At 70.7% G+C, this 26,732-nt stretch carries 25 protein-coding genes and 1 riboswitch; of the genes, 9 read left to right on the forward strand and 16 right to left on the reverse strand.

The features are described from left to right. Positions 1-33: 33 nt before the first annotated feature. The gene (gene mnmA / locus AB0C62_RS12200; RefSeq protein ID WP_362972095.1) at positions 34-1,155 is read right to left on the reverse strand and encodes a tRNA 2-thiouridine(34) synthase MnmA; all 1,122 of its coding nucleotides are present in this window, start codon (positions 1,153-1,155) and stop codon (positions 34-36) included. A gap of 60 nt (positions 1,156-1,215) precedes the next feature. On the opposite strand from mnmA, the gene AB0C62_RS12205 reads away from it, so the two are divergent. Then, positions 1,216-1,911, forward strand: coding sequence for an N-acetylmuramoyl-L-alanine amidase (locus tag AB0C62_RS12205; RefSeq protein ID WP_362972097.1), 696 nt, complete (start codon positions 1,216-1,218; stop codon positions 1,909-1,911). Positions 1,912-1,984: 73 nt separating this feature from the next. Here the strand turns inward: AB0C62_RS12205 and AB0C62_RS12210 are convergent, their stop codons facing one another. From AB0C62_RS12210 to AB0C62_RS12220, 3 genes are all read right to left on the reverse strand, one after another. After that, positions 1,985-3,154, reverse strand: coding sequence for a cysteine desulfurase family protein (locus AB0C62_RS12210; RefSeq protein ID WP_362972099.1), 1,170 nt, complete (start codon positions 3,152-3,154; stop codon positions 1,985-1,987). Between the two features lie 159 nt (positions 3,155-3,313). Next, entirely contained in the window at positions 3,314-3,526 is a 213-nt protein-coding gene (locus AB0C62_RS12215) for a DUF4190 domain-containing protein (protein WP_362972187.1), read from the reverse strand. A gap of 308 nt (positions 3,527-3,834) precedes the next feature. After that, on the reverse strand, positions 3,835-4,002 hold the full coding sequence (locus AB0C62_RS12220) for a hypothetical protein (RefSeq protein ID WP_355867596.1): 168 nt from the start codon (positions 4,000-4,002) through the stop codon (positions 3,835-3,837). A gap of 184 nt (positions 4,003-4,186) precedes the next feature. Here AB0C62_RS12220 and AB0C62_RS12225 point away from each other — a divergent pair, with 184 nt between their 5' ends. Next, positions 4,187-4,813 (forward strand): TetR family transcriptional regulator, encoded by a 627-nt coding sequence (locus AB0C62_RS12225; RefSeq protein WP_362972101.1) that lies wholly within the window; start codon positions 4,187-4,189, stop codon positions 4,811-4,813. Positions 4,814-5,325: 512 nt separating this feature from the next. Here AB0C62_RS12225 and AB0C62_RS12230 read toward each other — a convergent pair. Beyond that, complete coding sequence (locus AB0C62_RS12230; protein ID WP_362972103.1) at positions 5,326-6,288, reverse strand: YafY family protein; 963 nt, start codon at positions 6,286-6,288, stop codon at positions 5,326-5,328. A 104-nt stretch (positions 6,289-6,392) separates the two neighbouring features. Between AB0C62_RS12230 and AB0C62_RS12235 the strand changes: the two genes are divergently transcribed. Then, entirely contained in the window at positions 6,393-6,983 is a 591-nt protein-coding gene (locus AB0C62_RS12235; RefSeq protein ID WP_362972105.1) for a TIGR03086 family metal-binding protein, read from the forward strand. Between the two features lie 313 nt (positions 6,984-7,296). Here the strand turns inward: AB0C62_RS12235 and AB0C62_RS12240 are convergent, their stop codons facing one another. Further along, a complete protein-coding gene (locus AB0C62_RS12240; RefSeq protein WP_362972107.1) occupies positions 7,297-8,157 on the reverse strand; it encodes a thioesterase family protein in 861 nt (286 codons plus the stop codon). A 219-nt stretch (positions 8,158-8,376) separates the two neighbouring features. On the opposite strand from AB0C62_RS12240, the gene AB0C62_RS12245 reads away from it, so the two are divergent. Next, entirely contained in the window at positions 8,377-9,720 is a 1,344-nt protein-coding gene (locus tag AB0C62_RS12245; RefSeq protein WP_362972109.1) for an alpha/beta hydrolase-fold protein, read from the forward strand. Here the strand turns inward: AB0C62_RS12245 and AB0C62_RS12250 are convergent. From AB0C62_RS12250 to AB0C62_RS12295, 10 genes are all read right to left on the reverse strand, one after another. After that, entirely contained in the window at positions 9,620-10,285 is a 666-nt protein-coding gene (locus AB0C62_RS12250) for a trimeric intracellular cation channel family protein (RefSeq protein WP_362972111.1), read from the reverse strand. The genes AB0C62_RS12245 and AB0C62_RS12250 overlap by 101 nt on opposite strands. Positions 10,286-10,332: 47 nt before the next feature. Further along, positions 10,333-11,724, reverse strand: a complete 1,392-nt coding sequence (locus AB0C62_RS12255) for a M1 family metallopeptidase (RefSeq protein WP_362972113.1) — start codon at positions 11,722-11,724, stop codon at positions 10,333-10,335. A 140-nt stretch (positions 11,725-11,864) separates the two neighbouring features. Then, a complete protein-coding gene (locus AB0C62_RS12260) occupies positions 11,865-13,181 on the reverse strand; it encodes a dipeptide ABC transporter ATP-binding protein (protein ID WP_362972115.1) in 1,317 nt (438 codons plus the stop codon). Next, positions 13,178-14,275, reverse strand: coding sequence for an ABC transporter ATP-binding protein (locus tag AB0C62_RS12265; RefSeq protein ID WP_081219550.1), 1,098 nt, complete (start codon positions 14,273-14,275; stop codon positions 13,178-13,180). The genes AB0C62_RS12260 and AB0C62_RS12265 overlap by 4 nt, the downstream gene beginning before the upstream one ends. Next, entirely contained in the window at positions 14,272-15,279 is a 1,008-nt protein-coding gene (locus AB0C62_RS12270) for an ABC transporter permease (protein WP_362618197.1), read from the reverse strand. Before AB0C62_RS12270 ends, AB0C62_RS12265 begins: the two co-directional genes overlap by 4 nt. 69 nt (positions 15,280-15,348) lie before the next feature. Continuing rightward, positions 15,349-17,100, reverse strand: coding sequence for an ABC transporter substrate-binding protein (locus AB0C62_RS12275; protein WP_362972117.1), 1,752 nt, complete (start codon positions 17,098-17,100; stop codon positions 15,349-15,351). Positions 17,101-17,159: 59 nt separating this feature from the next. Then, positions 17,160-18,158: an ABC transporter permease gene (locus AB0C62_RS12280; RefSeq protein WP_081219547.1), complete on the reverse strand. Its 999-nt coding sequence runs from the start codon at positions 18,156-18,158 to the stop codon at positions 17,160-17,162. A 476-nt stretch (positions 18,159-18,634) separates the two neighbouring features. Then, entirely contained in the window at positions 18,635-19,435 is an 801-nt protein-coding gene (locus AB0C62_RS12285; protein ID WP_081219546.1) for an enhanced serine sensitivity protein SseB C-terminal domain-containing protein, read from the reverse strand. 173 nt (positions 19,436-19,608) lie between these two features. Continuing rightward, positions 19,609-20,385, reverse strand: a complete 777-nt coding sequence (locus AB0C62_RS12290; RefSeq protein ID WP_081219545.1) for an enhanced serine sensitivity protein SseB — start codon at positions 20,383-20,385, stop codon at positions 19,609-19,611. A gap of 69 nt (positions 20,386-20,454) precedes the next feature. Continuing rightward, the gene (locus AB0C62_RS12295; protein ID WP_362972120.1) at positions 20,455-21,123 is read right to left on the reverse strand and encodes an AAA family ATPase; all 669 of its coding nucleotides are present in this window, start codon (positions 21,121-21,123) and stop codon (positions 20,455-20,457) included. 174 nt (positions 21,124-21,297) lie between these two features. Then, positions 21,298-21,394, forward strand: a riboswitch (glycine riboswitch). 147 nt (positions 21,395-21,541) lie between these two features. Here AB0C62_RS12295 and gcvT point away from each other — a divergent pair. The 5 genes from gcvT (at position 21,542) to AB0C62_RS12320 (ending at position 26,719) form a co-directional block, all read left to right on the forward strand. Next, positions 21,542-22,660 carry a glycine cleavage system aminomethyltransferase GcvT gene (gene gcvT / locus AB0C62_RS12300; protein WP_362972122.1) on the forward strand — a complete coding sequence of 373 codons (1,119 nt, stop codon included), beginning with the start codon at positions 21,542-21,544 and terminating at the stop codon, positions 22,658-22,660. Between the two features lie 154 nt (positions 22,661-22,814). Then, entirely contained in the window at positions 22,815-23,192 is a 378-nt protein-coding gene (gene gcvH / locus AB0C62_RS12305) for a glycine cleavage system protein GcvH (RefSeq protein ID WP_081219542.1), read from the forward strand. Positions 23,193-23,203: 11 nt separating this feature from the next. Further along, entirely contained in the window at positions 23,204-24,466 is a 1,263-nt protein-coding gene (gene glyA, locus AB0C62_RS12310) for a serine hydroxymethyltransferase (protein ID WP_362972124.1), read from the forward strand. A 191-nt stretch (positions 24,467-24,657) separates the two neighbouring features. Further along, positions 24,658-26,025, forward strand: coding sequence for an L-serine ammonia-lyase (locus AB0C62_RS12315; RefSeq protein ID WP_362972126.1), 1,368 nt, complete (start codon positions 24,658-24,660; stop codon positions 26,023-26,025). Positions 26,026-26,161: 136 nt separating this feature from the next. Further along, complete coding sequence (locus AB0C62_RS12320; RefSeq protein WP_362972128.1) at positions 26,162-26,719, forward strand: glycoside hydrolase family 25 protein; 558 nt, start codon at positions 26,162-26,164, stop codon at positions 26,717-26,719. Positions 26,720-26,732 lie beyond the last annotated feature (13 nt).

The raw sequence follows: 26,732 nt of genomic DNA on the forward strand, positions 1-26,732 counted from the left end.
CGGCGCGCACGGTCACGCCAGGCGAGCGTCGGGTCAGACGCCGGCCGTCGCGCGCGTGGTCGTCGCGATCGTCGCCGAGCCCACCACGCGCGTGCCGTCGTACAGGACGATCGCCTGGCCGGGGGCGACCCCGCGGACCGGCTCGCTGAAGGTGACCTGGAGGGAGCCGTCGACCAGCTCGGCCGCCACCTCCGTCTCGCCGCCGTGGGCGCGCAGCTGGGCCGTGTAGGTGCCGGGACCGGTGGGGGCGGCGCCGCACCAGCGGGGCTTGAGCGCGGTCAGCGCGGACACGTCCAGGGACGCGGCCGGGCCCACCGTCACCGTGTTGTCCACCGGCGAGATGTCGAGGACGTAGCGCGGCTTGCCGTCCGGGGCGGGGGTGCCGATACGCAGCCCCTTGCGCTGGCCGATCGTGAAGCCGAACGCGCCCTCGTGGGATCCGACGACCGCTCCGGCCTCGTCCACGATGTCGCCCTCCGCCTTGCCCAGGCGGTTCGCCAGGAAGCCCTGGGTGTCTCCGTCGGCGATGAAGCAGATGTCGTGCGAGTCCGGCTTCTTGGCGACGGCGAGTCCCCGGCGCTCGGCCTCGGCGCGGATCTCGTCCTTGGTGGTGACCGTGTCGCCGAGCGGGAACAGGGCGTGGGCGAGCTGGCGGTCGTCGAGGACACCGAGGACGTACGACTGGTCCTTGGCCATGTCGGAGGCGCGGTGCAGCTCGCGCGTGCCGTCCTCGCGGACGATCACCTGCGCGTAGTGGCCGGTGCAGACCGCGTCGAAGCCGAGCGCGAGCGCCTTGTCGAGCAGCGCGGCGAACTTGATCTTCTCGTTGCAGCGCAGGCAGGGGTTCGGGGTGCGGCCGGCCTCGTACTCGGCGACGAAGTCCTCCACCACGTCCTCGCGGAAGCGCTCGGCGAGGTCCCAGACGTAGAAGGGGATGCCGATGACGTCGGCCGCGCGGCGGGCGTCGCGCGAGTCCTCGATGGTGCAGCAGCCCCGCGCGCCGGTCCGGAACGATTGGGGGTTCGCCGACAGGGCGAGGTGCACGCCCGTCACGTCGTGCCCGGCCTCGGCGGCACGGGCGGCGGCTACGGCGGAGTCCACGCCGCCCGACATGGCGGCGAGGACACGGAGGGGGCGCTGCGAGGTGTCAGTCATAACCCCTCCAGAGTACGGGGCGGCGGGAACCGGATCCCGCGAGTATCCGTTGAAGATCGCATGGGGGAGAAAAAGGGGAAGCCGAAGGGCCGTGGTGCCAAGGCGGCGGCCAAGGACGCGGACGCGGCGGTCGGACGCCGGGTGCTGCTCGTCGGCGGTGTGGCGGCCGCCGTGGGCACGGCGGCGATCGCCCGGGACGTGCTGACGCACCTGTGGTGGCGGCTGCCCGGTGTGGAGAAGGAGAGGGTCGCGGGGGCGGTGGACTCCCGGGGCGCGCAGTGGGTGGCGGCGTCGACGGCGAACTGGCGGCGGGCGGACCGGCCCGACGACTACTCGATAGACCGGGTGGTCATCCATGTCACCCAGGGCAGCTTCGCGAGCGCGGTGCGGGTCTTCCAGGACCCGGGGCACGGGGCGGCGGCGCACTACATCGTCCGCAAGGACGGTCACGTCACGCAGATGATCCGCGAGCTGGACGTGGCGTTCCACGCGGGCAACCGCGCGTACAACGAACGCAGTGTCGGCATCGAGCACGAGGGCTTCGTGGACCGCGCCTCGTCGTTCACGGACGCGATGTACGAGGCGTCGGCGCGCCTGACGGCCGGAATATGCGGGCGGTACGACATCCCGGTGGACCGCGAGCACATCATCGGCCATGTGGAGGTGCCGGGCGCCGACCACACCGACCCCGGGCGGTACTGGGACTGGGACCGGTATCTGCGCCTCGTACGGCGGGCACGGACGGCGGCGGCGTGAGCGCGGCCTGAAGGGCGGTCACCGCCGAGGAGCGGCCTCGGCCGGGACGCGGGCCGAGGGCGCGCCCGGTCGGTCAGGTGAGGCCCGCGGTGCGTGCTCGTTCCACGGCGGGGGCGATCGCCCGGGCCACCGCGTCGACGTCGGCGTCCGTGGAGGTGTGACCGAGCGAGAAGCGGAGGGTGCCGCGCGCGAGGTCCGGGTCGGTGCCGGTGGCGAGGAGGACGTGGCTGGGCTGGGCCACGCCCGCCGTGCAGGCCGAGCCCGTGGAGCACTCGATGCCCTGCGCGTCGAGCAGCAGGAGCAGCGAGTCGCCCTCGCAGCCCGGGAAGGTGAAGTGGGCATTGGCGGGCAGCCGGCCGCCGGGTGCGGAGTCGCCGCCGAGGATCGCGTCGGGCACGGCCTTGCGGACGGCGTCGACGAGGTCGTCGCGCAGGGCGCCGATCTCCCGGGCGAACCACTCGCGCCGCTCGGCGGCCAGCCGCCCGGCGACCGCGAAGGAGGCGATGGCGGGCACGTCGAGGGTGCCGGAGCGGACGTGCCGCTCCTGACCGCCGCCGTGGAGCACGGGTACGGGGGTGTACTCGCGGCCCAGCAACAGCGCGCCGATCCCGTACGGGCCGCCGATCTTGTGGCCGGAGACCGTCATCGCGGCGAGGCCTGAGGCGGCGAAGTCGACGGGGACCTGACCGAAGGCCTGGACGGCGTCGGCGTGCAGCGGGATGCCGAACTCGGCGGCGACGTCGGCCAGTTCACGGACCGGCATGAGGGTGCCGATCTCGTTGTTGGCCCACATGACGGTGGCGAGGGCGACGTCGTCGGGGTTGCGGGCGATGGCCTCGCGCAGGGCGTCGGGGTGGACCCGGCCGTACGCGTCGACGGGGAGGTACTCGACCGTGGCGCCCTCGTGCTCGCCGAGCCAGTGGACGGCGTCGAGGACGGCGTGGTGCTCGACCGGGCTCGACAGGACGCGGGTGCGGGCGGGGTCGGCGTCGCGGCGGGACCAGTAGAGGCCCTTCACCGCGAGGTTGTCGGCCTCGGTGCCGCCGGAGGTGAAGACCACCTCGCTGGGGCGGGCGCCGAGGGCGTCCGCCAGGGTCTCGCGGGACTCCTCGACCGTCCTCCGGGCGCGGCGGCCGGCGGCGTGGAGGGAGGAGGCGTTGCCCGTGACGCTCAGCTGGGCGGTGAGTGCCTCTACCGCCTCGGGGAGCATGGGGGTGGTCGCGGCGTGGTCGAGGTAAGCCATGGTGGGCCCGATTCTACGGGCCCTTCGTTCCCCTGCCGCTGCCCCCACCGGCATCGCCGTCGTCGGGGTCCGCGCGCGGACCGGCCGAGGCGTCCTCCCCGGACCGGAACGGGCGCTTCATCGGACTCCCGTCACCGAGCGCCGTTCAGCGGCTCGGCGTCAGAAGCTCCAGGACACCGTGCTGTCGACGTGCATGAACGCGACCAGGACGACCAGGTCGGCGATGCCGAGGCCGAGGCCGAGGAACGCGCGGCCACGGCGGGCGGTCCCGCGCCACAGGGCGACGGAGGCGAGGACGATGGCGATCGGGCCGAGGAAGACGTTGAGGACCAGGAGGCCGACGAGCCCGAGGATGAAGGCGGCCACGGCCATGCCGTCCGCGTCCCGGACGCGGCGCCCGAGGGGGGTTCGTGCGGCCGCCTCGGAGCGGGGGGATTCCGTGGAACGGACGGCGTCCTCGGTACGCACGGTCCGCGCGCCGGGGGCGGCGTCCGTGTCGCGGGCCGTCTCCGTGCCGCGAGCGGTGTCGAAGTCGGTGTCGGCGGTGCTGGTGGTGCCGGCGGATCGGGTGGTGCCGGCGGTGTGAGTGGTGAGTGCCATGACGTACGTCAGCTCCCAACGGTCAGTTGGTGAAGGAAGGGGACCACGGGCCGGTCGGCGAGGGTGTGGTGTGCCGGCGGTCAGCCGGCGGAGGTGTGCCGGCGGCGGGCGCCGCGCTCACGCAGCGCGAAGACGACCAGCCAGATGCCGATGACGGCCGCAGCGACCAGGGTGACGGGCAGCGGCGCGTGCGCCACGGTGCCCATGACGACGCCGAGCAGCAGGAGTGCGGCGACGAGGAACAGCATGGGATTCCTCTCGAAGGAGTCTCGTGGTCCGGTCCCGGACCACCCGTGCCTCGACGGTGAGGCCCGATTGTTTCCGGGACTTGACGACTCAGTGAACGGTTGTAGTAACACTTGTTCACTGACTCTCGAGTCTAGCGCGTCCCACGGCTTTAAAAATCCAGAGAACAGTTGTTAACTGCATGGCATGAGTCACACTCTCGGCATCCGGCAGGCGCAGAAGCAGAAGACCCGACAGGCGCTCCTGGACGCCGCGTTGCTGCTGCTGGAGGACCAGAGCCTGAGCAGCCTGGGTCTGCGGGAGGTCACGCGTGCCGTGGGAGTCGCTCCGACCGCCTTCTACCGGCATTTCCGCTCGACGGCGGATCTCGGCGTGGCCCTGGTCGAGGAGGCGCTCGGCAGCCTGCACCCGATGATCGAGGACACGGTGTCAGCGGCCGGCGACAGCGACGAACGCATCGCCCGCGCCGTGGAACTGATCGCCCATCACGTCGGGGCGCACCCCGCGCACGTCCGCTTCATCGCGCGCGAGCGGCACGGCGGGGTGCAGTCGGTGCGGGACGCGATCCGCGAGCAACTGGCCCGGTTCGCCGAGGAGGTGCGGGACGCGCTCGCCGAACACCCCGAGTCGCGGGGGTGGAGCGACGACGACCTGCTCATGCTGGCGGGTCTCTACGTCGACCACATGCTGATGGCGGCCTCGGCGTTCCTGGAGGCGCTGGACTCCCCGGAGGCGGAGCGCGAGCGGGTGGCCCGGGTGGCGAGCCGCCAGATGCGTCTGATCAGCATCGGCCGCCGTCACTGGCTCGGCTGATCCCGGCCCCGACGGACGGGACCACAGGCCACCGGCCGACCACGAGCCCGGACCCCGGGAGCCCGCCAAACTGGCCCCAGCCGCCGGGCCTTTGACGCCCGCCGACTGCCCAACCCCCGCGCGGACACGGGCACTACGGGCACTGGCACTGGCCGAGCGAGCGTGGTCGCCCGGCCGAAGGCGCCAACCCGGCCCACGTGGCCGCACGGACGCGACAGACCTCGTAACCCCCGTTGGATCGGCGACCCGCTCACCGCAGCCACCCTGGCACCTGGCGCCCGCACCGGATCGGACCGGCCGACGGCGGCGTGGACCGGGCGGCGTCGGGCCGGCGTCCGCCGAAGACCGAAGGACGCGCGTGTGCAGTCGGGTTGGCGAGGGCCGGGCCGGTTCGGGCCGACGGACGACGGCCTGGCGAGCGGTGGCCGGAGCACCAGATCCACGAAGGGTGCGCCGTGCCGGAGCTGTCTCCTGCTGGGCGGAGCCCCGTCCGGCGGGGCGCGATCCGGCGCTCAACCCCCCGCGTACAGCGCTCCGACGGCCGAGGCCGTCGTGGCCAGCTCCTCCCGCGCCGCCGCCGGGGAGAGGACCTCCACCGCGTCCCCGAACGCCAGCAGGGTCCGGGCCTCGCGCACGGAACCGTGGGAGAGCCGCGCGATCACCCACTCGTCGGTGCCGTTGTCCTCGGGCAGTTCCGTCAGGGCGGCCGCGTTGAGGCGCACGAACATGTCCAGGCGCGAACGACGCACCCGGACCGTGACCTCGACGCCCCCGGGCCGCTCCTCGACCTGGCGGCGCAACACCTCCCAGACGTGGGCGAGTTCCACTCCGGGACGGCGGCGCACCGGGTCCGGCAGGAGGGTGGCCGCGCCGATCCGGTCGGCGCGGAACAGCCGCGGGGTGCCGCGCCGGTCGGCGACCAGGTACCAGACCCCGGCCTTGGAGACGAGCCCGTACGGGTCGACGGTGTACGTGCGGGGTTCGGCCTCCCCGCCGCGCCGGTAGCGCAGCCGCAGCCTTCGGTCGCTGAACACGGCGTCCTGCAACACGTCCAGGTCGGCGGCCCGTAGAGGCCCGCCCTTCCAGCGCGTGGCGTCGACGAGGATGCGCCTGCCGGTGACCTCGGCGGCCGGCCGGAACGGCGCGGGGAGCGCGGCCATCACCTTGCGCAGCGCGGAGTCGAGGGCCGCGTCCAGACCGAGCGCGGCGTGCGCGCCCTGCGCGGCCAGGATGAACAGCGCGCGGGACTCGTCGGCGGTCAGTCCGGTGACGTCCGTACGGAATCCGGCGAGCAGTTCGATGCCGCCGTGCCGGCCCCGCTCGGCGTAGACCGGGACGCCGGAGGTGGAGAGAGCCTCGATGTCGCGGTAGATGGTGCGCACCGACACCTCGAGGCGGTCGGCGAGTTCGCGGGCGGGAACCCGGCCCCGGGTCTGGAGCAGCAGGAGGATCGAGAGCAGGCGGTCGGACTTCACGGGCCCAGGATCGCGCTCACCCGAGGACCCGGCAAATGCTGACGGGGGCTGTCAGGTTATGCGTCGACAGTGAGGGCACACCGAGACACGGAAGAGGTTCGCTCATGAACGCCATGGACCCCCGCCCCCTGTACACCCGCGCCGCCGGTCGGATCGCCGAACTCATCGCAACCGTCCGGCCGGATCAGCTCTCCGGCGCGACGCCCTGCGCCGACTTCGACGTCCGCCTGCTGCTGTCGCACCTCGTCGGAGGCACCCGGCGGATCGCGGTGATCGGGGCGGGTGGTGACGGACTCGCGGTACGGCCGTTCGTCGACGGCGTCCCGGACGACGGCTGGGTCGCCGCGTACGACGGGGCCAGGGCGCAGGTCCGGACGGCGTGGGCCGACGACGCCCGCCTGGAGGCGCTCGTGCGGGTGCCGTGGGGCGCGGCTCCCGGACGCCAGGCCCTCGCCGGGTACGTCATGGAGGCCGTCATCCACACCTGGGACCTGTCCGAGGCGCTCGGCCGGCCCCTCGAACTCGACCCGGAACTCGCCGAGTTCGCCCTCGCGACCGCAGGCCGGGTACTGCCCGTGGAGGGGCGCGAGGACCCCGAGCTGCCCTTCGACCCGGCCCTCCCGGCGCCCGAGGGAGCCGACGCCTACACCCGGCTGGCGGCCTGGACGGGCCGCCGGCCGTTCGTCACCGTGTGACCGGACGTCGGACCCGGCGAAGTCGTGCTCCTCGACGGGACATCGCGCCCTGCCGGGCCGGATCCCGAAGAGATCGCATGCTAACGAGCTGGACTCCGAGGAGCGTGCTCGGCCGAGCCGAGCCTCCGTCACGGAGGCCGCGGTCGGCAGGTCCCGCTCCCCGACCGACGGTCGCGGTCGGATCGAGCCGGGCTCCGACCGACGGTCGCGGTCGGATCGAGCCGGCTCCGACCGGCTGTCGAGATCGGTCGAGCCGGGCCCCCCGACCGGGGCCCGGCTCGGCCGGGTCGTACCCCCCGAGGGAAGTCCCCGGTCAGTCGAGCCGTGCGCGCGCGAGCTGGCGGGACTGGGCGACCAGCCGGTCGGCGCTGTCCCACACCTCCGCGTCCTCCTCCAGGAAACCGCCGGCGAGGTTGCGGGTGGTGATCGACACCCGCAGCGGGCCGGGGGCCGGACGGCAGCGCACGTGCACGGTCAGTTCGACGGTCGGCACCCAGCCGGACAGGCCGATCTCGAACGCGGTCGGCGGCAGCGCGTCGACCGCGAGGAGCAGCGAGAGCGGGTCGGCGTCGCGGCCGTCGGCGAGCCCGAACCACGACCGCATCTCGCCCTTCCCGGACGGGGCGCCGAGGGCCCAGCCCAGGGTCGCGGGGTCGAGCTTGAGGAAGAGCCGGTCGGTGATCGCCGAGCTGCCGGGAATCGGCGCGGGCGCGTCCTGCGGGCCGAAGCACTGGTCCATGGGCGGGATCGCGGGCGGCCGCGCGGTCGTCCGCACGTCGTCGGGCAGCGCGTCGAGGTCGCCGTACGAGGCGAGGACACGGATCCGCTCGACCTCGCGGCCCTCGTCGTCGTACTGGAAGAGCGACGCCTGGCCCGTCGACAGCGTCCGGCCGGTGCGGACCACGTCCGTGCGGACGACCGCGGGGCCCGGCTGGGAGGCGGTGAGATAGTGCGCGGAGACCGTGAAGGGGTCGGAGTGCGGCAGGGCGTCGGCGAGCGCGCGGCCGAGGACGGCCAGCAGATAGCCGCCGTTGACGGCGGTGATGATCGTCCACCCGGCGGAGAGGTCCACGTCGTAGACGCCCGGGGCGCGCGGGGTGACCGCGGTGTCGCGGTCGAACTCGCTGTCGCCGATCGTGGCCCGTGCGGCCTGTACCGAAGCTGCTTCTGGCATGCCTGAACGGTACAACAGGAAATTACTAAGCGGTAGCTTTTACTGTTTCGGGAGGATGAACGCCCGCCGGCCGGCATCCACCCCCCTCCCCGGTCACGGGACGCGGCGAGGAGCCGGTCCTCGGTGCGACCCGTCCAGGTGGGTGATCGTTCGCCATTTTCTCGGCAAGTGTCCGGAATCACCCGTGACCAATCGGTCCGGGTGCTCCTCTGACAGGACATGAGTCTCACCGGGACGCCGTTCCTCCTGACCACGATCGCGCTGTGTGCCGTCGCCCTCGTGCTGCCCCTGGCCCTGTGGTCCCGGGTCCCGGGACCGGGACCGGTGCGTGGCACGGGACGGCTGCTGATGCTGCTGTTCGCGCAGGCCACCGCGATCAGCGTGGTCTTCGTCCTGGTGAACGACGCCAACAGCCTGTACGACGACTGGGCCGACCTGCTCGGCACCGGCGACCACGTCGAGCGGGCCGCCGAGCTGGGCGCGGACGGCACCGGCGGGATCGCGCCGGAGAGTCTGCCCCGGGTGCGGCAGACCTTCGAGCAGGCCGTCGGGCCCGGCATGCGCGAGGCGGGCGGGGTACGCGTCACCGAGCTGAGGGGACGGGTCTCCGGCGTGAACGCCGAGGTCTACGTCTGGCTGCCGCCGCAGTACGCCGAACCCGCCTTCCGCCACCGTTCGTTCCCCGTCGTGGAGCTGCTGCCGGGCTATCCGGGCTCCGCCAGGGCCTGGTTCGGTTCGCTGAAGGTGCACCAGCAACTGGTGCCGCTGATGCGCGACGGACGCGTGGCGCCCTTCATCCTGGTCGCGCCGCGCACCAACCTGCTGGCGCGGGCGGACACGGGCTGCGCGAACGTCCCCGGCACGGTCAACGCGGAGAGCTGGCTCAGCGTCGACGTGCCGCGGATGGTCAGGGACAACTTCCGTACCGAGGCCGCGCCGGACGGCTGGGCGACCGCCGGGTACTCGGCCGGGGCGCACTGCGCGACCAAACTGGCCGTCGCCCACCCCGACCGCTACCGGGCCGCGGTGAGCATGTCCGGGTACAACGACCCGCGTGAGGAGAGCAGTTCGCTCGCCGGCCGGAACCCGCAGCTGCGCCTGCGGAACGACCCCTCCGTCCGGCTCCGTGCCGACCGTGTGCCACCGCCGGTCGCGCTCTACTTCTCCGGCGAGTCCGGCGACGGCTACGAGGCGGGCGCGGCGATCCAACGGATCGCGAAGGCGCCGACGCGGGTGGACGTGGTGCTGCTGCCGCCCAGCGCGGGCGGCCACGACATGGGCCTGTGGCGGCCGCAGCTGCCGGAGGTGTTCCGCTGGCTGTCGGACCGCTTCCGCGCGCGGGCCGCCGGCGCCGCGCCCGGGGCAGGCGGTGGGGACGGCGTACGCGGCCCGGGCGGCACCGGCACCCTCGTGGAGACCGGCGACGCCGACGGCTCCCGGGACGTCGTCGGGACCGGCCGGGTCAGGGGGTCTCGTCCTCGCTCACCGTCGAACGGCGGTTCCAGGCCCGCGGAGCACGCCAGTGGAACCGCATCGCGAGCAGCCGCAGCACGAAGGCCGTGACGACGGCAAGGCCGCTGGTGAAGGGGGTGAGCGCGTCGTAGCGGATGCAGAGCGCCACCATCGTGGCGCCGACGATCGCGGGAACCGCGTACAGGTCGCGGTCCCAGCGCAGCAGTGAGGGCACCTCGTTGGCGAGGACGTCGCGCAGCACACCGCCGCCGACGGCGGTCGCGAGGCCGAGGGCGGCGGAGGCGGTGAGGCCGAGCCCGTAGTCGTACGCCTTCACGGTGCCCGTGACGCAGAACAGGCCGAGCCCGGCCGCGTCGAAGACGTTGACGCCGACCTGGATGCGCTCCACCTGGGGGTGCAGGAAGAACACGAGCAGGGCGGCGACCAACGGGGTGGTGAAGTACCCGAGGTCGGTGAAGGCGGCCGGGGGCACGGCGCCGATGATGATGTCGCGCAGCAGCCCTCCGCCCAGCGCGGTGATCTCCGCGAGAACGGCTATGCCGAAGACGTCGAAGTTCTTCCGGACGGCCAGCAGCGCGCCGGAGATCGCGAAGACGAAAATGCCGATCAGGTCGAGCGTGTGCTGGACGGAGGGGCTGAACAGTTGCAGAAGCACCCCCACATTCTCACCTGTCGCGGGGCGTGCACCTTACGAACAAAGGTCTAGACGGCGGGCTTGCCTGTGGTGAAGAGCCAGGTCTGGAAGAGGTCGTCGAGCTGCCGGCCGGAGATCCGCTCCGCGAGGGAGATGAAGTCGGCGGTGCTCGCGTTGCCGTAGCGGTGCAGCTTCGTCCAGGCGGGCAGCAGCTTGAAGAACGCGGTGTCGCCGATGCGTTCGCGCAGCATCTGGAGGGTCATCGCGCCCCGCTGGTAGACGGCGGAGGCGAACATCGTGTCCCGCTGCGGGTCGCCGACGGTGGTCTGCCAGAAGGAGGAGTCGGCGGGCCGGGAGTCGTAGCCGGCGACGAACGAGTCGTGCGCGGAGCGGACGCCCTGGTGTTCCGACCACAGCCACTGCGCGTAGGTGGCGAAGCCCTCGTTCAGCCAGATGTCCTTCCAGTGGGCGACCGAGACGGAGTCGCCGAACCACTGGTGGGCCAGCTCGTGCACGATGGTCGACTCCGAGCGCACCGCCGAGTACGCGGGCTTGGACTGGACCTCCAGGGAGAAGCCGGCCTGCGGCATGTCGTCGACGATCGCGCCGGTCTCCTCGAACGGGTACGGACCGAAGACCTGGGACCAGTAGTCGGTGGCCGCGGCGGTGACGGCGTACACGTCGACGCTGTTGCTGTTCGCGAGCACCGGGTCGATGGCGACGTAGATCGGCGTCCCGGCGGGCGTCCTGCCCGTCTTCACGTCGAACTTCCCGATGGTCGCGGTCGCCAGGTACGTGGCCATGGGACGGCTCTCGCGCCAGTGCGTGACCGTGCGGCCGCCCCTGTCGCGCGTCGAGACGAGACGTCCGTTGGAGACACCCGTCAGGCCCTTGGGCGCGGTGATGCGTATGTCGTAGGTCGCCTTGTCGGACGGGTGGTCGCTGGAGGGGAACCAGGTGGAGGCGGCGTTGGGTTCGCAGGCGACGAAGACGCCGTCGGGGGTCTTCATCCACCCGTAGTCGGAGCCGAACACGATCGGTCCGCTGAGCGCCTCGGGGACTCCGCCGTAGGTGACGGTGACCGTGAAGGTCCGGCCCTTGGCCAGCGGGCCGCGCGGGGTGATGCGGATCTCGTCGCCGGACCGCGTGAAGTGGGCGCGTCTGCCGTTCACCTCGACCCTGGTGACGTCCAGCTTCTGGAGGTCGAGGTCGAAGGAGGAGAGGTTCTGGGTGGCGCGGGCGGTGAGGGTGGTCCGGCCGTCGAGGCGGTCGGTGGCCGGGTCGTACGCCACGTCGAGGGCGTAGTGGCGGGCGTCGAAGCCGCCGTTGCCGAGCTGGGGGAAGTAGGTGTCACCGATGCCGTCGGCGCCCGGGGTGGGGGCGGAGGAGGCGGCGACGAGGAGGAAGGAGGCCGCCGCGGTGGCGAGGGCCCCTAAACGTGCCGAACGGGAGAGTGCCATTTCGCGTCCCTTTCGTACGTGTGCCGATCAGATTCGATCAGACGGACACGCAGGACTCTGCACGCTCCCGTTCGGGCATGTTCATGACTTTGCCAAGTCGTCACGGGCTGGAGGCCGGTGACTCCTGACAGCCGAGGACGCTACTTCTTGTCGTCCTCCGCCGCGTCGGCCGCCTCGGGCACCGCAGCCGCCTCGGGCGCCTCGGTGACCGTGTCGTCCTGCGCGGGCTTCACGGACTTCTCCGCGGGGACCGCCGAGGGCTCGGGCTCCGCCACGGCGACGGGCGCCGCGGCCGACTCCCCCAGCACCGCTTCGCCCACGAGCTCGACAGCCTCCCGCGCCGCCGACAGCAGCACGGTGTCCTGAGGAGCCTGGTCCTCGAAGTTCTCCGGGTGGTGGCAGGCGACCTGCTGACCGGGCCTCAGCTCGATGAGCGGCGGCTCGGTCGTCTTGCAGATCTCCGTGGCCTTCCAGCACCGGGTGTGGAAGCGGCAGCCGCTCGGGGGCGAGATCGGCGAGGGAACATCGCCCTTGAGCAGGATCCGCTCGCTCTTGGCGCCCCGGCGCTTGGGGTCCGGCACCGGCACGGCCGACATCAGGGCCTTGGTGTACGGGTGCATCGGCGCCTCGTACAGCGAGGTGCGGTCGGCGAGTTCGACGATCTTGCCGAGGTACATCACCGCGATGCGGTCCGAGACATGGCGGACGACGGAGAGGTCGTGCGCGATGATCACGTACGTGAGACCGAGCTCGGACTGCAGGTCGTCCATCAGATTCACGACCTGCGCCTGGATCGACACGTCGAGGGCCGAGACCGGCTCGTCCGCCACGACCAGCTTCGGCTTCAGCGCGAGCGCGCGGGCGATGCCGATGCGCTGGCGCTGGCCGCCGGAGAACTCGTGCGGGTAGCGGTTGTAGTGCTCGGGGCTCAGACCCACCAGCTCCAGGAGCCGCTGGACCTCCCGCTTCACACCGCCCTCGGGCGTGACGCTCTGCAGCCGGAAGGGCGCCGAGACGATCGAGCCGATGGTGTGACGGGGGTTCAGCGACCCGTACGGGTCCTGGAAGATCATCTGAATGTCGCGGCGCAGCGGACGCATCCCCGAGGCGCTGAGCCGGGTGATGTCCTGGCCCTCGAACTCGATGCTGCCGCCGGTCGGGTCCTGGAGGCGGGTGATGACCCGGCCCATGGTCGACTTGCCGCAGCCGGACTCACCGACGACGCCGAGCGTCTCGCCCTTGCGGACCTCGAAGTCGATGCCGTCGACCGCCTTGACCGCGGCGACCTGGCGCTGAAGAACACCCTTGCGGATGGGGAAGTGCTTCTTCAGCCCCTGGACCCGCAGCAGGACCTCGCGGTCGTCCGGCGACTTCGCGGAGGCCGCGCGGTCGTCGGACGACGCTGCCTGCTGCGGGATCACCGCGTCGGCGGCGTCCGTCTTCTTCGTCTCACTCACAGCTTCGGCGCAATCTCTTCGGTCCAGATCCGCGTGCGGTCCTCCTGCGAGAGGTGGCAGGCGGTGTAGTGGCCGCTGCCGATCAGCTGCAGTTCGGGGCGCACGGTACGGGTGACATCGCCCTTGGGCAGGTCCGCGTACGGGCAGCGCGGGTGGAAGGCGCAGCCCGACGGGACGTTGATGAGGCTCGGCGGCTGGCCCTTGACCGGGATGAGCCGGTCGGAGGTCTCGCGGTCGATCCGCGGCATCGAGCCGAGCAGACCCCAGGTGTAGGGGTGCTGCGGCTGCTCGAAGATCCGCTCGACGGTACCGCGCTCCACGCAGCGGCCGCCGTACATCACCAGCACCTCGTCGGCGATCTCGGCGACCACGCCGAGGTCGTGGGTGATGAGGACGACCGCGGAGCCGAACTCCTTCTGCAGATCACGGATGAGGTCGAGGATCTGCGCCTGGACGGTGACGTCGAGGGCGGTCGTCGGCTCGTCCGCTATGAGCAGCTCAGGGTTGTTGACGAGCGCCATGGCGATCATCGCGCGCTGCCGCATACCGCCGGAGAACTCGTGCGGGTAGCTGTCGGCGCGCTTGGCCGGCTCCGGGATGCCCACCCGGTCGAGCATCTCGATCGCCCGCCTGCGGGCGGTCTTCTTGTCGACCTTGTGGTGGACGCGGTACGCCTCCACGATCTGGTTGCCGATCGTGTAGTACGGGTGCATCGCGGACAGCGGGTCCTGGAAGATCATCGCCATCTCGCGGCCGCGGAGCTTGCGCACCTCGTCCGGGTCGGCGTTGACCAGTTCCTTGCCGTCCAGCCAGATCTCGCCGGACATCTGGACGTTCTTGCCGCGTGCGCCGAGCCGGTGCAGGCCCATGATCGCCAGCGAGGTGACGGACTTGCCGGAGCCGGACTCGCCCACGATGGAGAGGGTCTTGCCCTTCTCCACCGAGAAGGTCAGGCCGTCGACGGACTTGACCAGACCGTCGTCGGTCGGGAAGTGCACCTTGAGGTCGCGTACTTCGAGGAAGGAGCGCGGGGCGTTCGAGGGGGAGGAGACGGGCTCGCCGACCGCGGCGCCGGTCTTGGACAGTTCGGTCACGAGAGCCTCACCCGCGGGTCGGCGGCCGCGTAGAGCAGGTCCACCAGGAGATTTGCGATGACGACGAAGAAGGCGGCGAGGAGGGTCACGCCGAGGATGGGCGGCAGGTCGTTGTCGGTGATGCCGTCCACCGCGTATTCGCCGACGCCGTGCAGCGAGAACACCGTCTCGGTGATCACGGCACCGCCGAGCAGCAGGCCGAGGTCCATGCCGAAGACCGTGATGATCGGAGTGAGCGCGGCACGCAGTCCGTGCCGGACCACCACCCTGCGCTCCCGCAGACCCTTGGCGCGGGCCGTGCGGATGAAGTCCTCGTTCATCGTCTCCAGCATGCCCGAGCGGGTGAGCCGCGCGTAGATGGCGGAGTACAGCAGAGCGAGTGAACACCAGGCCGGGAAGAGGGTGTTGGCCCACTGTGCCGGGTTCTCGGTGAACGGTACGTAGACGCGACCGAAGATCGGCCACTGGTAGGTGAAGAGCAGCAGCGCCAGGTTGCCCGTGAAGAACATGGGCAGCGAGACACCGGCTAGCGCGACGCCCATGAAGGTGCGGTCGAAGACCGAGCGGGGCTTCAGCGCGGAGATCACGCCGACGACCACACCCGAGACCAGCCACAGGACAGCAGCGCCGGCGGCCAGCGAGAGAGTGATCGGAAGGCGGGAGGTGAGCTGCGGCCAGACCGCCTGGTGGGTCTTGAAGGAGTACCCGAAGCACGGCGCGCTGCAGTGTGCCGTGGTGGGGCCGAGGTCATAGGTGGCGCCGCTGACGATCCCCTTGATGAAGTGCCAGTACTGGACGTAGACGGGCTGGTCCAGACCGAGGTTGTGCTTGACCGCGAGAATGTCGGCCTTCGACGGGCTCTTCCCGATGTACTGCTGGGCCAGCTGGTCGGGGGTCTGACCGGCCAGTCTGGGGAGCAGGAAGAAGATGGCGAAGGTGACCGCGGAGACGACCAGGAGCAGGATCGCTGCCGCTGCCGTCCGACGGAGGATGTACGAGATCACGGGGATCGGCGCTGGTGCCCGCGGGCTGAGCCCGCGGGCACCAATGCCTTCACCTGCCTTCCGGGGCTACTACTTCTTCGTGGTGCCGATGTTGAGGTAGTCGTACTGACCGCTGAAGGCAGCCGTGGAGACCAGGTTCGTGGCGTACTTCGGGCGGGCCAGGAGCACCTTGAAGTAGGTCAGCGGAACGAGGACGGCGTCGTCCATGGTCTTCTTGTCGATCTCGGTGTAGAGGCTGTTGCGCGCGGTGTCGTCCTGCGTGCCGATGGCCTTCTCGAGAAGCGAGTTGACTTCCTTGTTGTCGTACTGCGACAGGTTGGTGTTACCCGAGGCGCCGATGGCGCTGCCGTTCAGGATCTGCTGCAGGAAGCCGTAGCCCGAGGGCCAGTCGGCACCCCACTGCATCATGATCAGACCGATGTTGTTCTTCTCGGTGAACTTCGGGACACCCGCGTAGTCGGTGAAGTACTTGCCCGACGGGTACTGCTTCAGGCTGGCGTTGATGCCGACCTTCTTCAGCGAGTTGATGATCGCGGTGGCCGCGTCGATCTCCTGCGGGCGGTCGCTGCGCGCGGAGATGTTCGTGTTGATGGCCGTCTTGCCGCAGGCCTTGAGCTGGTCCTTGGCCTTGGCCGCGTCACCCTTGTTGCCGGCGGACGCGTAGACGTCCGACTTGGCGTAGCCCGGGATGTCGGGCGGGAGAACGGTGGAGGCGACGTCGCCGCGGATGGGGCCGCCCTCGGCGGTCTGCACCGAGACCTTGTCGATCGCGAACTGCACGGCCTTGCGGCACTCGACCTTGTCGAACGGCTTCACCTTGGTGTTGATCGCCATGTAGACGAGTCGGCCACCGTAGGTGTTGTCCGTGCCGGCCTTCTTGTCGGCCGAGCTGAGCAGCTGCGCCTGGGTCGCGGCCTGGACACCGCCGCCACCGAGGTCGATCGCGTCGCCCGCGAGGACGTCCTTGTCGATCGTCTCGGCGTTGACCTTCAGGTTGACGACGATCTTCGCCGGGTACTGCTTGCGCAGCGGGTCGGTCTTCGCGTCCCAGTTCTCGTTGCGCACGAGGACGGCCTGCTTGCCGTCGGAGTAGCTCTGGAACTTGTACGAGCCCGAGGACACGATGTTCTTGACGTAGTCGACGCCGTTGTCCTTCGCCTGCGGGACCGGAGCGGTCTGCGGCGAGGCAACCAGGTAGTCGAACTCCTGGAACGCGGTCTTCAGGTGGAAGACGACCGTGGTGTCGTCCGGGGTCTCGATGGACGAGAGGCCCTTGCCGCTCTTGTCCTTGTAGGGACCCTTGTACTTGTCGCCGCCCACGAGGAACTGCTGGAAGTAGTTCGGGCCGAGGGAGAGGACGTCACGCGCGAAGTTCGAGCGCTCGACGGCGTACTTCACGTCCTTGGACGTGATCGCGGAGCCGTCCTGGTACTTCAGGCCCGTCCGCAGCTTGTACGTCCAGGTCTTGCCGCCGTCGCTCGGGACACCCTTGCCGGCCGCGAGGTCGGGGACAAGGGTGTTGCCCTTCTCGCCGGCGCCGGGCTGGAACGTCATCAGGGGACGGGCGTACAGACGCGAGAGGTTGTACATGTACGCGTAGTACGTGTTGCCCGGGTCGAAGGAGTCCGGCACGTCGGAGTACTCGTACGTGACCGTGCCCCCCTTCTGGGTGGAGGCGTTGACGACGTCCGTGGTCGCTGCGTTGGCCCCAGCTGACTTCGTGTTGTCGGTGTTCTTGTTGTCATCGGCCTTGCTGCAGCCTGCTACGAGCAGACTCGCGGAGCCGATGGCCGCAATTGCGGCCAGCGCTGACCTTCGCATGATGGGCGGGTTCCCCTCCATTGTCGGAAACTTGTGGATCTCTCGGTGCGCGTCAGGCATCAGCGACTGCGCGGGTCGAGAGCGTCGCGGAGACCGTCACCCAGCAGGTTGAACGCCAGGACGGTCACGAAGATGGCGAGGCCGGGCACGATCATGAACTGCGGGTCGACCTCGTAGTAGGTGACCGCTTCCCTGAGCATGCCGCCCCAGGACGCCTGCGGGGGCTGGATGCCGACCCCGAGGAAGCTCAGGGACGCCTCGAAGAGGATGTTGGTCGGGATGAGCAGCGTCGAGTAGACGATGATCGGGCCGACCAGGTTGGGCAGCAGTTCCCGGAACAGGATGTACGGGCCCCTGGCCCCCATGCCCCGGGAGGCGTCCACGAACTCCCGCTCGCGCAGGGCGAGCGTCTGGCCTCGGACGATACGGCCCAGGTAGGGCCAGTTGAAGAAGCCGATCACGAAGATCAGCACGCTCAGGTGGAGCGGGAGCCCTTCGAGGCCGAACGCGCCGCCCTGCAGGGTGGCGGAGATGGCGATCGCGAAGAGCAGGAGGGGGAAGGCGAGGAACGTGTCCATCAGGCGGCTGATGACCGCGTCGACGCGCCCGCCGTAGTAGCCCGCGACGACGCCGAGGATCGCGCCGATCACGTTCGACAGGATGGTGGCGCCGAAGGCGACCACCAGGGAGACCCAGGAGCCCTCGAGGACACGGGTGGCGATGTCGCGCCCGAACTTCGGGTCGACGCCGAGCGGGTGATCCCAGCTCATTCCGCCGAACCCGCCCTTGGGCAGCGAGGTGTTGGGGTCGATCAGGTCCTGGTGGAAGGCGTTCGGGTCCAGCCCGAACATCGCCTGCACGGGCCGGGCGAGCACGGCCAGCAGGATGAGCAGCACGACGATGACACCGCCGGCGACCGCCACTCTGTCGCGCTTGAAGCGCGTCCAGGCGATCTGTCCCAGGGAACGACCCTCGATCTGCCCCTTGTCGACTCCGGCGAGCACAGCCTCTGGCTGAACTTCCGTCGCCGCCCCGGTGGTCTCGATCGGTGCGGTCACAGTGACCCGACCCTTCTCGCCGGTGGTGACCGGCCTACGCCTGCCGCTGTCTGCGGCTTGGTTCACTTGCTCGCCGGGAAGCCGGCCGCAGATGATGCGGCCCGGAAATCCGGCTGATCGTTCGACTTGCACTCGCTCACGGGATCGATGACCCCGTGTCTGATGGGCGAGTCTTCAGTGCCGCCACGATCACGTGCCAGGTCTCATGGAGAAAGTATGCGCAACCGTGATGCTTGTAGGGGGATTCCGTTATCCGAACAGTGGGTAACGCGAGCCGGACGAGGGGCAGTTGGGCGTGAAGGGTCCACGCTGATCCTTTTGGTCTTAAATGGTCCCGAATCGGGACAACCACCCCATGTGCCTGCTCCCCCGCAGGTCAGCACCATCATGCGTACGGCACTGGAAGGCCGTGTGCGAGGTCATGATGCCAGCAGCGCTCGCACGATCGTACGACCGGTCCGCGATGCGGGACGGTCTCAGTAGCCGCCGCGGGCCGGCGGATAGCCGTAGCCGCCCGCCACCGGGGCCTGCGCGGGGGCCGCGTGGGCCTCGCGGTCGTAGAACGGCCGGGCGTTGGCGCGCAGCCACATCGCGACCGGGTCGAACGCGTCCGACATCGCCACCGTCGAGACGGGCAGCCCCTCCGGGACGGCTCCGATCGACTGCTGCATCATCGCCCGCACCGAGTCGACGGCGGGCGGCGAGGTGTCGTACACGTCGAGGCCGATGGCGAGATACGGCGCCCCGAGCGCGGGCTGCACCCAGGCACGGCGCAACGAGCGGACGGCCGGGGTGAGATGCGCGTTCTGGGTGATCAGGGCGTAGAACTGCGGGATCTCGATGCCGGGTTCGGAGAGCCGGAGCGGGCCCGCGGGCTGGCGTTCCAGGCCGGTGGCGATCCGGCGCAGATCGAGCCAGGGGATGCCGAGGCCACCGCCGGGGGCGTGCGGATTCAGCCAGAGACCGAAGTGGTCGGGGTAGAGGGTGCGGGCCACGTCCAGGCCGTCGACGACCTCGTACGAGCGGTTCCAGCCGCTGGCCGACAGCTCCTGGGCGGAGGTGACGCAGGGCGCGTAACCGAAGCCGTCCACCTGCATGTTGCCGTACTGGGCGTCGGGGGAGCCGGACTGGCCGTGCCAGAGGAGCATCCACACCTGGCCGGACGAGGGGGTCGCGAGCGCGCGAAGGAGCGCCTCGTAGGCGTCGTAACGCCCGGGCGTCACCTGGCGCAGCATGTGCTCGACCTGCCCGGCCGCGGCCGTGCCCGACGCGCTCACCCTTCAACCGCCCCTTCGCGAACAAATCACGACGAACTCATCCATTACGCCTGAGGTGCCGGTGAGAACCTGCGTCAACACCTCGACCGGGCCATGAAACCAGCTTATGCGGCGAACGTCCTCCGCCGGGGGACGCCGTCGCGTGCTCCTTTCCGTCACGGTGGGGCGGCCGTTCAGTGACCTGCCTGGTAGAAGGGCCGGACCTGGGCGCGCATCCAGTCGCCCACCGGGTCCTGGGTGACGTCGAGGAGGACCAGGTTCACCGGGATGTTCATGGGGACGCGGCCGAGGGCACGGCCGAGGGCGTCGAGGGGCAGGGTGCGGGCCTCGCCCTCCCACAGGGAGAGTTCGACGCCGATGAACATGACCGGGGCGTCGCCCTCGATGCTGGCCAGGCAGCGGCGGGCGCTCAGCACGACGCCGGTCCCGGCGAACTCGGCCGAGGCCGCGGCGAGGAAGTCCACCGGGTCCTCCTGCCAGTCGGGTTCGAAGAGCCGCACCCGGCCGCCGCTCGCCGGTCCGTCCAGTGGGGTCCGCCCGGCCCGGCAGAGCTCGGCGACGGCGATCGGCGGCAGGGGCACGCCGACCACGCCGTCCGGGTTCACCGCGATGCCGACCTGCGGCGGGAGTCCGCGGGCGAACTCCGCGGCGGGCGCGATGGTGAACGACATGTGGCCGCCGGTGACCTGCCGGAACTGCTCCTCCGAGCTGAAGACGGGCACGTAGACCTGGCCTTCGAGCTCCATCGTGGGCAGATCGAGCGGGCCGCTGTCGGGGCCCCCGCCGCTGGGCAGCGGCACCCAGACGAAGCTGCGGCCGAGCACCTCGACGATGCGGGCGCCCGCCGAGGCGGCTCCGCCCATGCCGAGGGCCGCGGACAGCACCTCCTCCAGTTCGTTGCCGGGCCAGCCGCCGTGCGGATGGGGGTGTGCCTGTGCCGGGAAGTCCATCTGTCTCTACCGCCTGCTTCGAACCACTGTTCCGGCTGGAAAGGTTAGTGGGGTGGGCGCCTCGGCCGGTCAGTGGCCGAAGTCGATCCTGCGCAGCACGTCCGCCGCCTCCCGGTCGAGGAGGACCGCGGAACCGCATCCCTCGGGCAGGTCGCCCCGCTCCACGGAACGCAGCAGCCGGGCGACGGCGCCGCGGTGGCGCGCGAACGCGTAGCGCGAGACGCCCCGGCCGCGCTCGCGCTGGCCGTCCAGCGCGGTGTCCGCCGTGACGTCGAGCAGCAGCAGGTGCAGGGCGCCGCCCCGGCGGCGGGCCTCGCGGGCGAGCCAGCGGCGCACCCAGGTCTGGGTGCCGCAGTCGTGCACGACGACTCCCCCGTCGCCGCGCAGTGCCCGGCGCAGGCCGGCGTAGTGCGCGAGGCGGACGAGGGGGCGGTAGACCGCGTACGGCAGCAGGCCGGCCATCCGGCCGTCCCAGCGGTCGCGGGTGTCCTGCGAGTCGACGCGCGCTCCCTCGACGGCCCGCCGCATCAGGGTCGACTTGCCGCTGCCCGGCAGTCCGGTGACCACGACGAGGTCGCGGGCGCCGAAGCGCAGGCCGTGCGGACTGTGCCCGGCGCGGTCCCTCAGGTCACGGACGACGGCCGCCGGGAGCGGGCCGCACGCCTCCCGGGCCGGTGCGCCGGGCTGCTCGGGCAGCGCGAGACCCGAGGTCGTCGCGTACACCGTGGTCCTGTTCACCGTGGCCGTCCTCCCCTTGGATGTGGAGTCCCATCCCCGTCGAGTGTAAAGAGAAGGTAATGCGCGGCGCTTCCCGTTTCGGTGCGCGGACTGCCACAGCACGGTTACAGATGCGGACTGCCCTGATCGGACGGGGCGTGCAATGATGGCCGCGCCAACTGCATACCGGCCGCTTGAATCCGCGCGGGAGAGTCCTGGGTACGTGTACCCGGGCGCCGAAGGAGCAAGTCCCTCCCTTGAATCTCTCAGGCCCCGTTACCGCGCGGGCGAGGCACATCTGAAAAGCGGGCCGCTCTCCAGTGGCTCCACCCAAGGTGCAAGTCAGGACCACCGTTTCGCGGGGTCGTGATGAACCTCTCAGGTTCCGATGACAGATGGGGAGGAACGACCTCGCCGTCATGCCTTGGGAGCCCCACCGATGAGCAGCACCACCCCCCGTCTCACCGCGCTCGACGCCCTGCACCGCTCGCTGGGCGCGACGATGACCGACTTCGCCGGCTGGGACATGCCGCTGCGCTACGGCTCGGAGCGCGACGAGCACCTGGCCGTCCGCACGAAGGCCGGGCTCTTCGACCTCTCGCACATGGGCGAGATCACCGTCACCGGCCCGCAGGCCGCCGAACTTCTCGCCTTCGCGCTGGTCGGCAACATCGCCACCGTGGGCGTCGGCCGCGCCCGCTACACGATGATCTGCCAGGAGGACGGCGGCATCCTGGACGACCTGATCGTCTACCGGCTGGCCGAGCACGAGTTCATGGTCGTGGCGAACGCCTCCAACGCCCAGGTGGTGCTGGACGCGCTGACCGAACGCGCCGCCGGTTTCGACGCGCTGGTGCGCGACGACCGTGACGCGTACGCGCTGATCGCCGTGCAGGGGCCCGAGTCCCCCGGCATCCTCGCGTCGGTCACCGACGCGGACCTGGACGGCCTGAAGTACTACGCGGGCCTGCCGGGCACCGTCGCCGGCGTCCCGGCGCTGATCGCGCGTACCGGCTACACGGGCGAGGACGGCTTCGAGCTGTTCGTCGCGCCCGCCGACGCCGAGAAGGTGTGGCAGGCGCTGACCGACGCGGGTACCCCCGTCGGGCTGATCCCGTGCGGTCTGTCCTGCCGCGACACGCTGCGCCTGGAAGCGGGCATGCCGCTGTACGGGCACGAACTCACCACCTCGCTGACCCCCTTCGACGCCGGCCTCGGGCGGGTCGTGAAGTTCGAGAAGGAGGGCGACTTCGTGGGGCGTACCGCGCTCCAGGAGGCCGCCGAGCGTGCCGAGCAGAACCCGCCGCGGGTGCTGGTCGGCCTGATCGCCGAGGGGCGTCGTGTGCCGCGCGCCGGGTACCCGGTCGTCTCCGACGGCCAGGTCGTCGGCGAGATCACCTCGGGCGCCCCGTCTCCCACGCTGGGCAAGCCGATCGCGATGGCGTACGTCGACGCCGCGCACGCCGCGCCGGGCACCACCGGTGTCGGTGTGGACATCCGGGGCACCCACGAGCCCTACGAGGTCGTGGCGCTGCCCTTCTACAAGCGCCGGAAGTGACACTGGTCCGCATCGGCAGGCCGTGACACCGGCCCGCACGGACCACGGGCGTCGCGGCCTTCCGCGGCGCCGGACGGCACCCCCGGACGGGCTCGTCCGGGTGACGGACTCCCCCATTCATCAGCACTCCCCCGCGTACAGGAGAATTCAGGCCATGAGCAACCCCCAGCAGCTCCGCTACAGCAAGGAGCACGAGTGGCTGTCCGTCGCCGAGGACGGCGTCGCGACCGTGGGCATCACCGAGTTCGCGGCCAACGCCCTCGGCGATGTCGTCTACGCCCAGCTTCCCGAGGTCGGTGACACGGTGACCGCGGGCGAGTCCTGCGGCGAGCTGGAGTCGACCAAGTCGGTCAGCGACCTGTACTCCCCCGTGGGCGGCGAGGTCGTCGAGGCCAACCAGGACGTGGTGGACGACCCGTCGCTGGTGAACTCGGCCCCCTTCGAGGGCGGCTGGCTGTTCAAGGTCCGCGTCGCCGACGAGCCCGAGGACCTGATGTCCGCCGACGAGTACGCCGCCTTCACCGCCGGCTGAGGAGTCACCGCATGTCGCTTCTGAACACCCCCCTGCACGAGCTGGACCCGGACGTCGCGGCCGCCGTCGACGCCGAGCTGCACCGCCAGCAGTCCACCCTGGAGATGATCGCCTCGGAGAACTTCGCTCCGGTCGCGGTCATGGAGGCCCAGGGCTCGGTCCTGACGAACAAGTACGCCGAGGGCTATCCCGGCCGCCGCTACTACGGCGGCTGCGAGCACGTCGACGTCGTCGAGCAGATCGCCATCGACCGGGTGAAGGCGCTGTTCGGCGCCGAGCACGCCAACGTGCAGCCGCACTCGGGCGCCCAGGCCAACGCGGCGGCGATGTTCGCGCTGCTCAAGCCGGGCGACACGATCATGGGTCTGAACCTCGCGCACGGCGGGCACCTCACCCACGGCATGAAGATCAACTTCTCCGGCAAGCTCTACGACGTGGTCGCCTACCACGTGGACGACGCGACCGGCCAGGTCGACATGGCCGAGGTCGAGCGCCTCGCCAAGGAGTCCCGCCCGAAGCTGATCGTCGCTGGCTGGTCCGCGTACCCGCGTCAGCTCGACTTCGCGGAGTTCCGCCGGATCGCCGACGAGGTCGGCGCGTACCTCATGGTCGACATGGCGCACTTCGCCGGTCTGGTGGCCGCGGGCCTGCACCCGAACCCGGTGCCGCACGCCCACGTCGTCACGACGACCACCCACAAGACCCTCGGCGGCCCCCGCGGCGGCGTGATCCTCTCGACGGCCGAGCTGGCCAAGAAGATCAACTCCGCGGTCTTCCCCGGTCAGCAGGGCGGCCCCCTGGAGCACGTGATCGCGGCCAAGGCCGTCTCCTTCAAGGTCGCCGCCACGGACGACTTCAAGGAGCGCCAGCAGCGCACGCTGGACGGCGCGCGCATCCTGGCCGAGCGCCTGGTCCAGGACGACGCGAAGGCCGTGGGCGTGGACGTGCTGTCCGGCGGCACGGACGTGCACCTGGTCCTCGTCGACCTGCGCAACTCCGCGCTGGACGGGCAGCAGGCCGAGGACCGCCTCCACGAGGTCGGCATCACGGTCAACCGCAACGCCGTCCCGAACGACCCGCGTCCGCCGATGGTCACCTCCGGCCTGCGCATCGGCACGCCGGCGCTCGCCACCCGCGGGTTCACGACCGAGGACTTCACCGAGGTCGCCGACATCATCGCCGAGGCGCTCAAGGCGTCCTACGACGCCGAGTCCCTCAAGGCCCGGGTGTCCGCTCTGGCCGACAAGCACCCGCTGTACCCCGGCCTGAAGTAGTTTCGTACGCTTCAGGTCGTACGTTTTTGTTCGTACGTTTTCACGGCGTACGGTTTTTGTTCGTACGGTTCGTTCCGTACGGGCGTCCGGGGCACCGCGCACACTGGAAGCAGCGCGGTGCCCCGTCCCATGCGGTCCCGCACCACCCCCGCCGGACAACGGCGTCCGGCGAAACCACCAAGGAGTTCCCCGTGGCCATCTCGGTCTTCGACCTGTTCTCGATCGGTATCGGCCCGTCCAGCTCCCACACGGTGGGCCCGATGCGCGCCGCGCGCATGTTCGCCCGGCGGCTGCGCAACGAGGAGCTGCTGGAGCCGGTCACCTCGATACGCGCCGAGCTGTACGGCTCGCTGGGCGCGACCGGCCACGGCCACGGCACCCCCAAGGCGGTGCTGCTCGGCCTGGAGGGCGCCTCCCCGCGCACGGTCGACGTGGAGGGCGCCGACGACCGCGTGGAGGAGATCAAGGCGTCCGGGCGGCTCAGCCTGCTCGGCGAGCACGAGATCGACTTCTCCTTCGACGACGACCTGATCCTGCACCGCCGCAAGGCCCTGCCGTACCACGCGAACGGCATGACGATCTTCGCCCACGACGCCGCCGGCGAGCTGGTCCTGGAGAAGACGTACTACTCGGTGGGCGGCGGCTTCGTGGTCGACGAGGACGCCGTCGGCGAGGACCGCATCAAGCTCGACGACACCGTCCTGAAGTACCCGTTCCGCACGGGTGACGAACTGCTGCGGCTGACGAAGGAGACCGGCCTGTCGATCTCCGCGCTGATGCTGGAGAACGAGCGGGCCTGGCGCACCGAGGAGGAGATCCGCGAGGGGCTCCTCGCCATCTGGCGCGTGATGCAGGCGTGCGTCTCACGCGGCATGGCCCGCGAGGGCATCCTGCCGGGCGGTCTCAAGGTCCGCCGGCGCGCCGCCGTCTCGGCCCGCCAGCTGCGCGCGGAGGGCGACCCGCTGGCCCACGCGATGGAGTGGATCACCCTCTACGCGATGGCGGTCAACGAGGAGAACGCCGCGGGCGGCCGGGTGGTGACCGCCCCGACCAACGGCGCGGCCGGCATCATCCCGGCGGTGCTGCACTACTACATAAACTTCGTGCCGGGCGCCGACGAGGAGGGCGTCGTACGGTTCCTCCTCGCGGCCGGTGCCATCGGCATGCTCTTCAAGGAGAACGCGTCCATCTCCGGCGCCGAGGTCGGCTGCCAGGGCGAGGTCGGCTCGGCCTGCTCGATGGCGGCCGGCGCTCTCGCCGAGGTGCTCGGCTGCAGCCCCGAGCAGGTGGAGAACGCCGCCGAGATCGGCATGGAGCACAACCTCGGCCTGACCTGCGACCCGGTCGGCGGCCTGGTGCAGATCCCCTGCATCGAGCGCAACGGCATGGCGGCCGTGAAGGCCGTGACCGCCGCGAAGATGGCCATGCGCGGCGACGGCTCCCACAAGGTCTCCCTCGACAAGGTCATCAAGACCATGAAGGAGACCGGCGCCGACATGAGCGTCAAGTACAAGGAGACGGCCCGCGGCGGGCTCGCGGTGAACATCATCGAGTGCTGATCGCGTACGCGGGCTACGGGTCACTCCTCCGTGCGAGGGTGACACGGGTGAAGTCGGGGAACTCGAAAGGCAGTTGTTCCCCACGAACCCCGGGCACCACGCTGTGTGGCCCGCCCTCTGCACGGAGGCTCCCCCCATGCTGCGAGGCATCGACGTCAGCGCCTACCAGTCGTCCGCGTACGGAACCGACGGTCTGTCGTTCGTCTTCATCAAGGCGACCGAAGGCCGCTCGTACGTCAACCCGAAGCTCGCCGCCCAGGTGAAGACGGCCCGAGACGCCGGGTGCGTCGTGGGCTTCTACCACTTCCTGTGGCCCGGCGACATCACCGCCCAGGCCGAGTACTTCGTCGGCAAGGCCCCCGAGAAGGCGGGCGACCTGCTCGCCGTCGACTGGGAGACCACCGGCGAGGGCACCCACGCGAGCAATTCGGAGAAGGACCGCTTCATCCGCAAGGTGAAGGAGCTGCGCCCGCACCATCGGGTGGTGCTCTACACGAACCGGAACTTCTGGCTGAACATCGACACCACCTCGTACGCCGGCGACGGTCTCTGGATCGCCGACTACGTCTCCGCGGGCAAGCCCCGCATCAAGGCGAAGTGGCGCTTCCACCAGTACACGTCCGACCCGGTGGACAAGGATGTGGCGGACTTCGCGAGCAAGACCGCGCTGCGCACCTGGGCCAGCGGGGCGTAGGCCGAGCGGAAGG

This window comes from Streptomyces sp. NPDC048643, assembly GCF_040650615.1.
Classification (GTDB): Bacteria; Actinomycetota; Actinomycetes; order Streptomycetales; family Streptomycetaceae; genus Streptomyces.

Coding starts and splice junctions, on each gene's coding strand:
- AB0C62_RS12235 (WP_362972105.1), top strand. CDS start 6,393: ATGAACGCCATGGACCCCCGCCCCCTGTACACCCGCGCCGCCGGTCGG.
- AB0C62_RS12275 (WP_362972117.1), bottom strand. CDS start 17,100: ATGCGAAGGTCAGCGCTGGCCGCAATTGCGGCCATCGGCTCCGCGAGT.
- AB0C62_RS12220 (WP_355867596.1), bottom strand. CDS start 4,002: ATGCTGTTCCTCGTCGCCGCACTCCTGCTGCTCGGCGTCGTCATGGGC.
- AB0C62_RS12320 (WP_362972128.1), top strand. CDS start 26,162: ATGCTGCGAGGCATCGACGTCAGCGCCTACCAGTCGTCCGCGTACGGA.
- AB0C62_RS12210 (WP_362972099.1), bottom strand. CDS start 3,154: ATGGCTTACCTCGACCACGCCGCGACCACCCCCATGCTCCCCGAGGCG.
- AB0C62_RS12245 (WP_362972109.1), top strand. CDS start 8,377: ATGAGTCTCACCGGGACGCCGTTCCTCCTGACCACGATCGCGCTGTGT.
- AB0C62_RS12215 (WP_362972187.1), bottom strand. CDS start 3,526: ATGGCCGTGGCCGCCTTCATCCTCGGGCTCGTCGGCCTCCTGGTCCTC.
- AB0C62_RS12205 (WP_362972097.1), top strand. CDS start 1,216: ATGGGGGAGAAAAAGGGGAAGCCGAAGGGCCGTGGTGCCAAGGCGGCG.
- AB0C62_RS12225 (WP_362972101.1), top strand. CDS start 4,187: ATGAGTCACACTCTCGGCATCCGGCAGGCGCAGAAGCAGAAGACCCGA.
- AB0C62_RS12290 (WP_081219545.1), bottom strand. CDS start 20,385: ATGGACTTCCCGGCACAGGCACACCCCCATCCGCACGGCGGCTGGCCC.
- mnmA (WP_362972095.1), bottom strand. CDS start 1,155: ATGACTGACACCTCGCAGCGCCCCCTCCGTGTCCTCGCCGCCATGTCG.
- glyA (WP_362972124.1), top strand. CDS start 23,204: ATGTCGCTTCTGAACACCCCCCTGCACGAGCTGGACCCGGACGTCGCG.
- AB0C62_RS12255 (WP_362972113.1), bottom strand. CDS start 11,724: ATGGCACTCTCCCGTTCGGCACGTTTAGGGGCCCTCGCCACCGCGGCG.
- gcvH (WP_081219542.1), top strand. CDS start 22,815: ATGAGCAACCCCCAGCAGCTCCGCTACAGCAAGGAGCACGAGTGGCTG.
- AB0C62_RS12240 (WP_362972107.1), bottom strand. CDS start 8,157: ATGCCAGAAGCAGCTTCGGTACAGGCCGCACGGGCCACGATCGGCGAC.
- gcvT (WP_362972122.1), top strand. CDS start 21,542: ATGAGCAGCACCACCCCCCGTCTCACCGCGCTCGACGCCCTGCACCGC.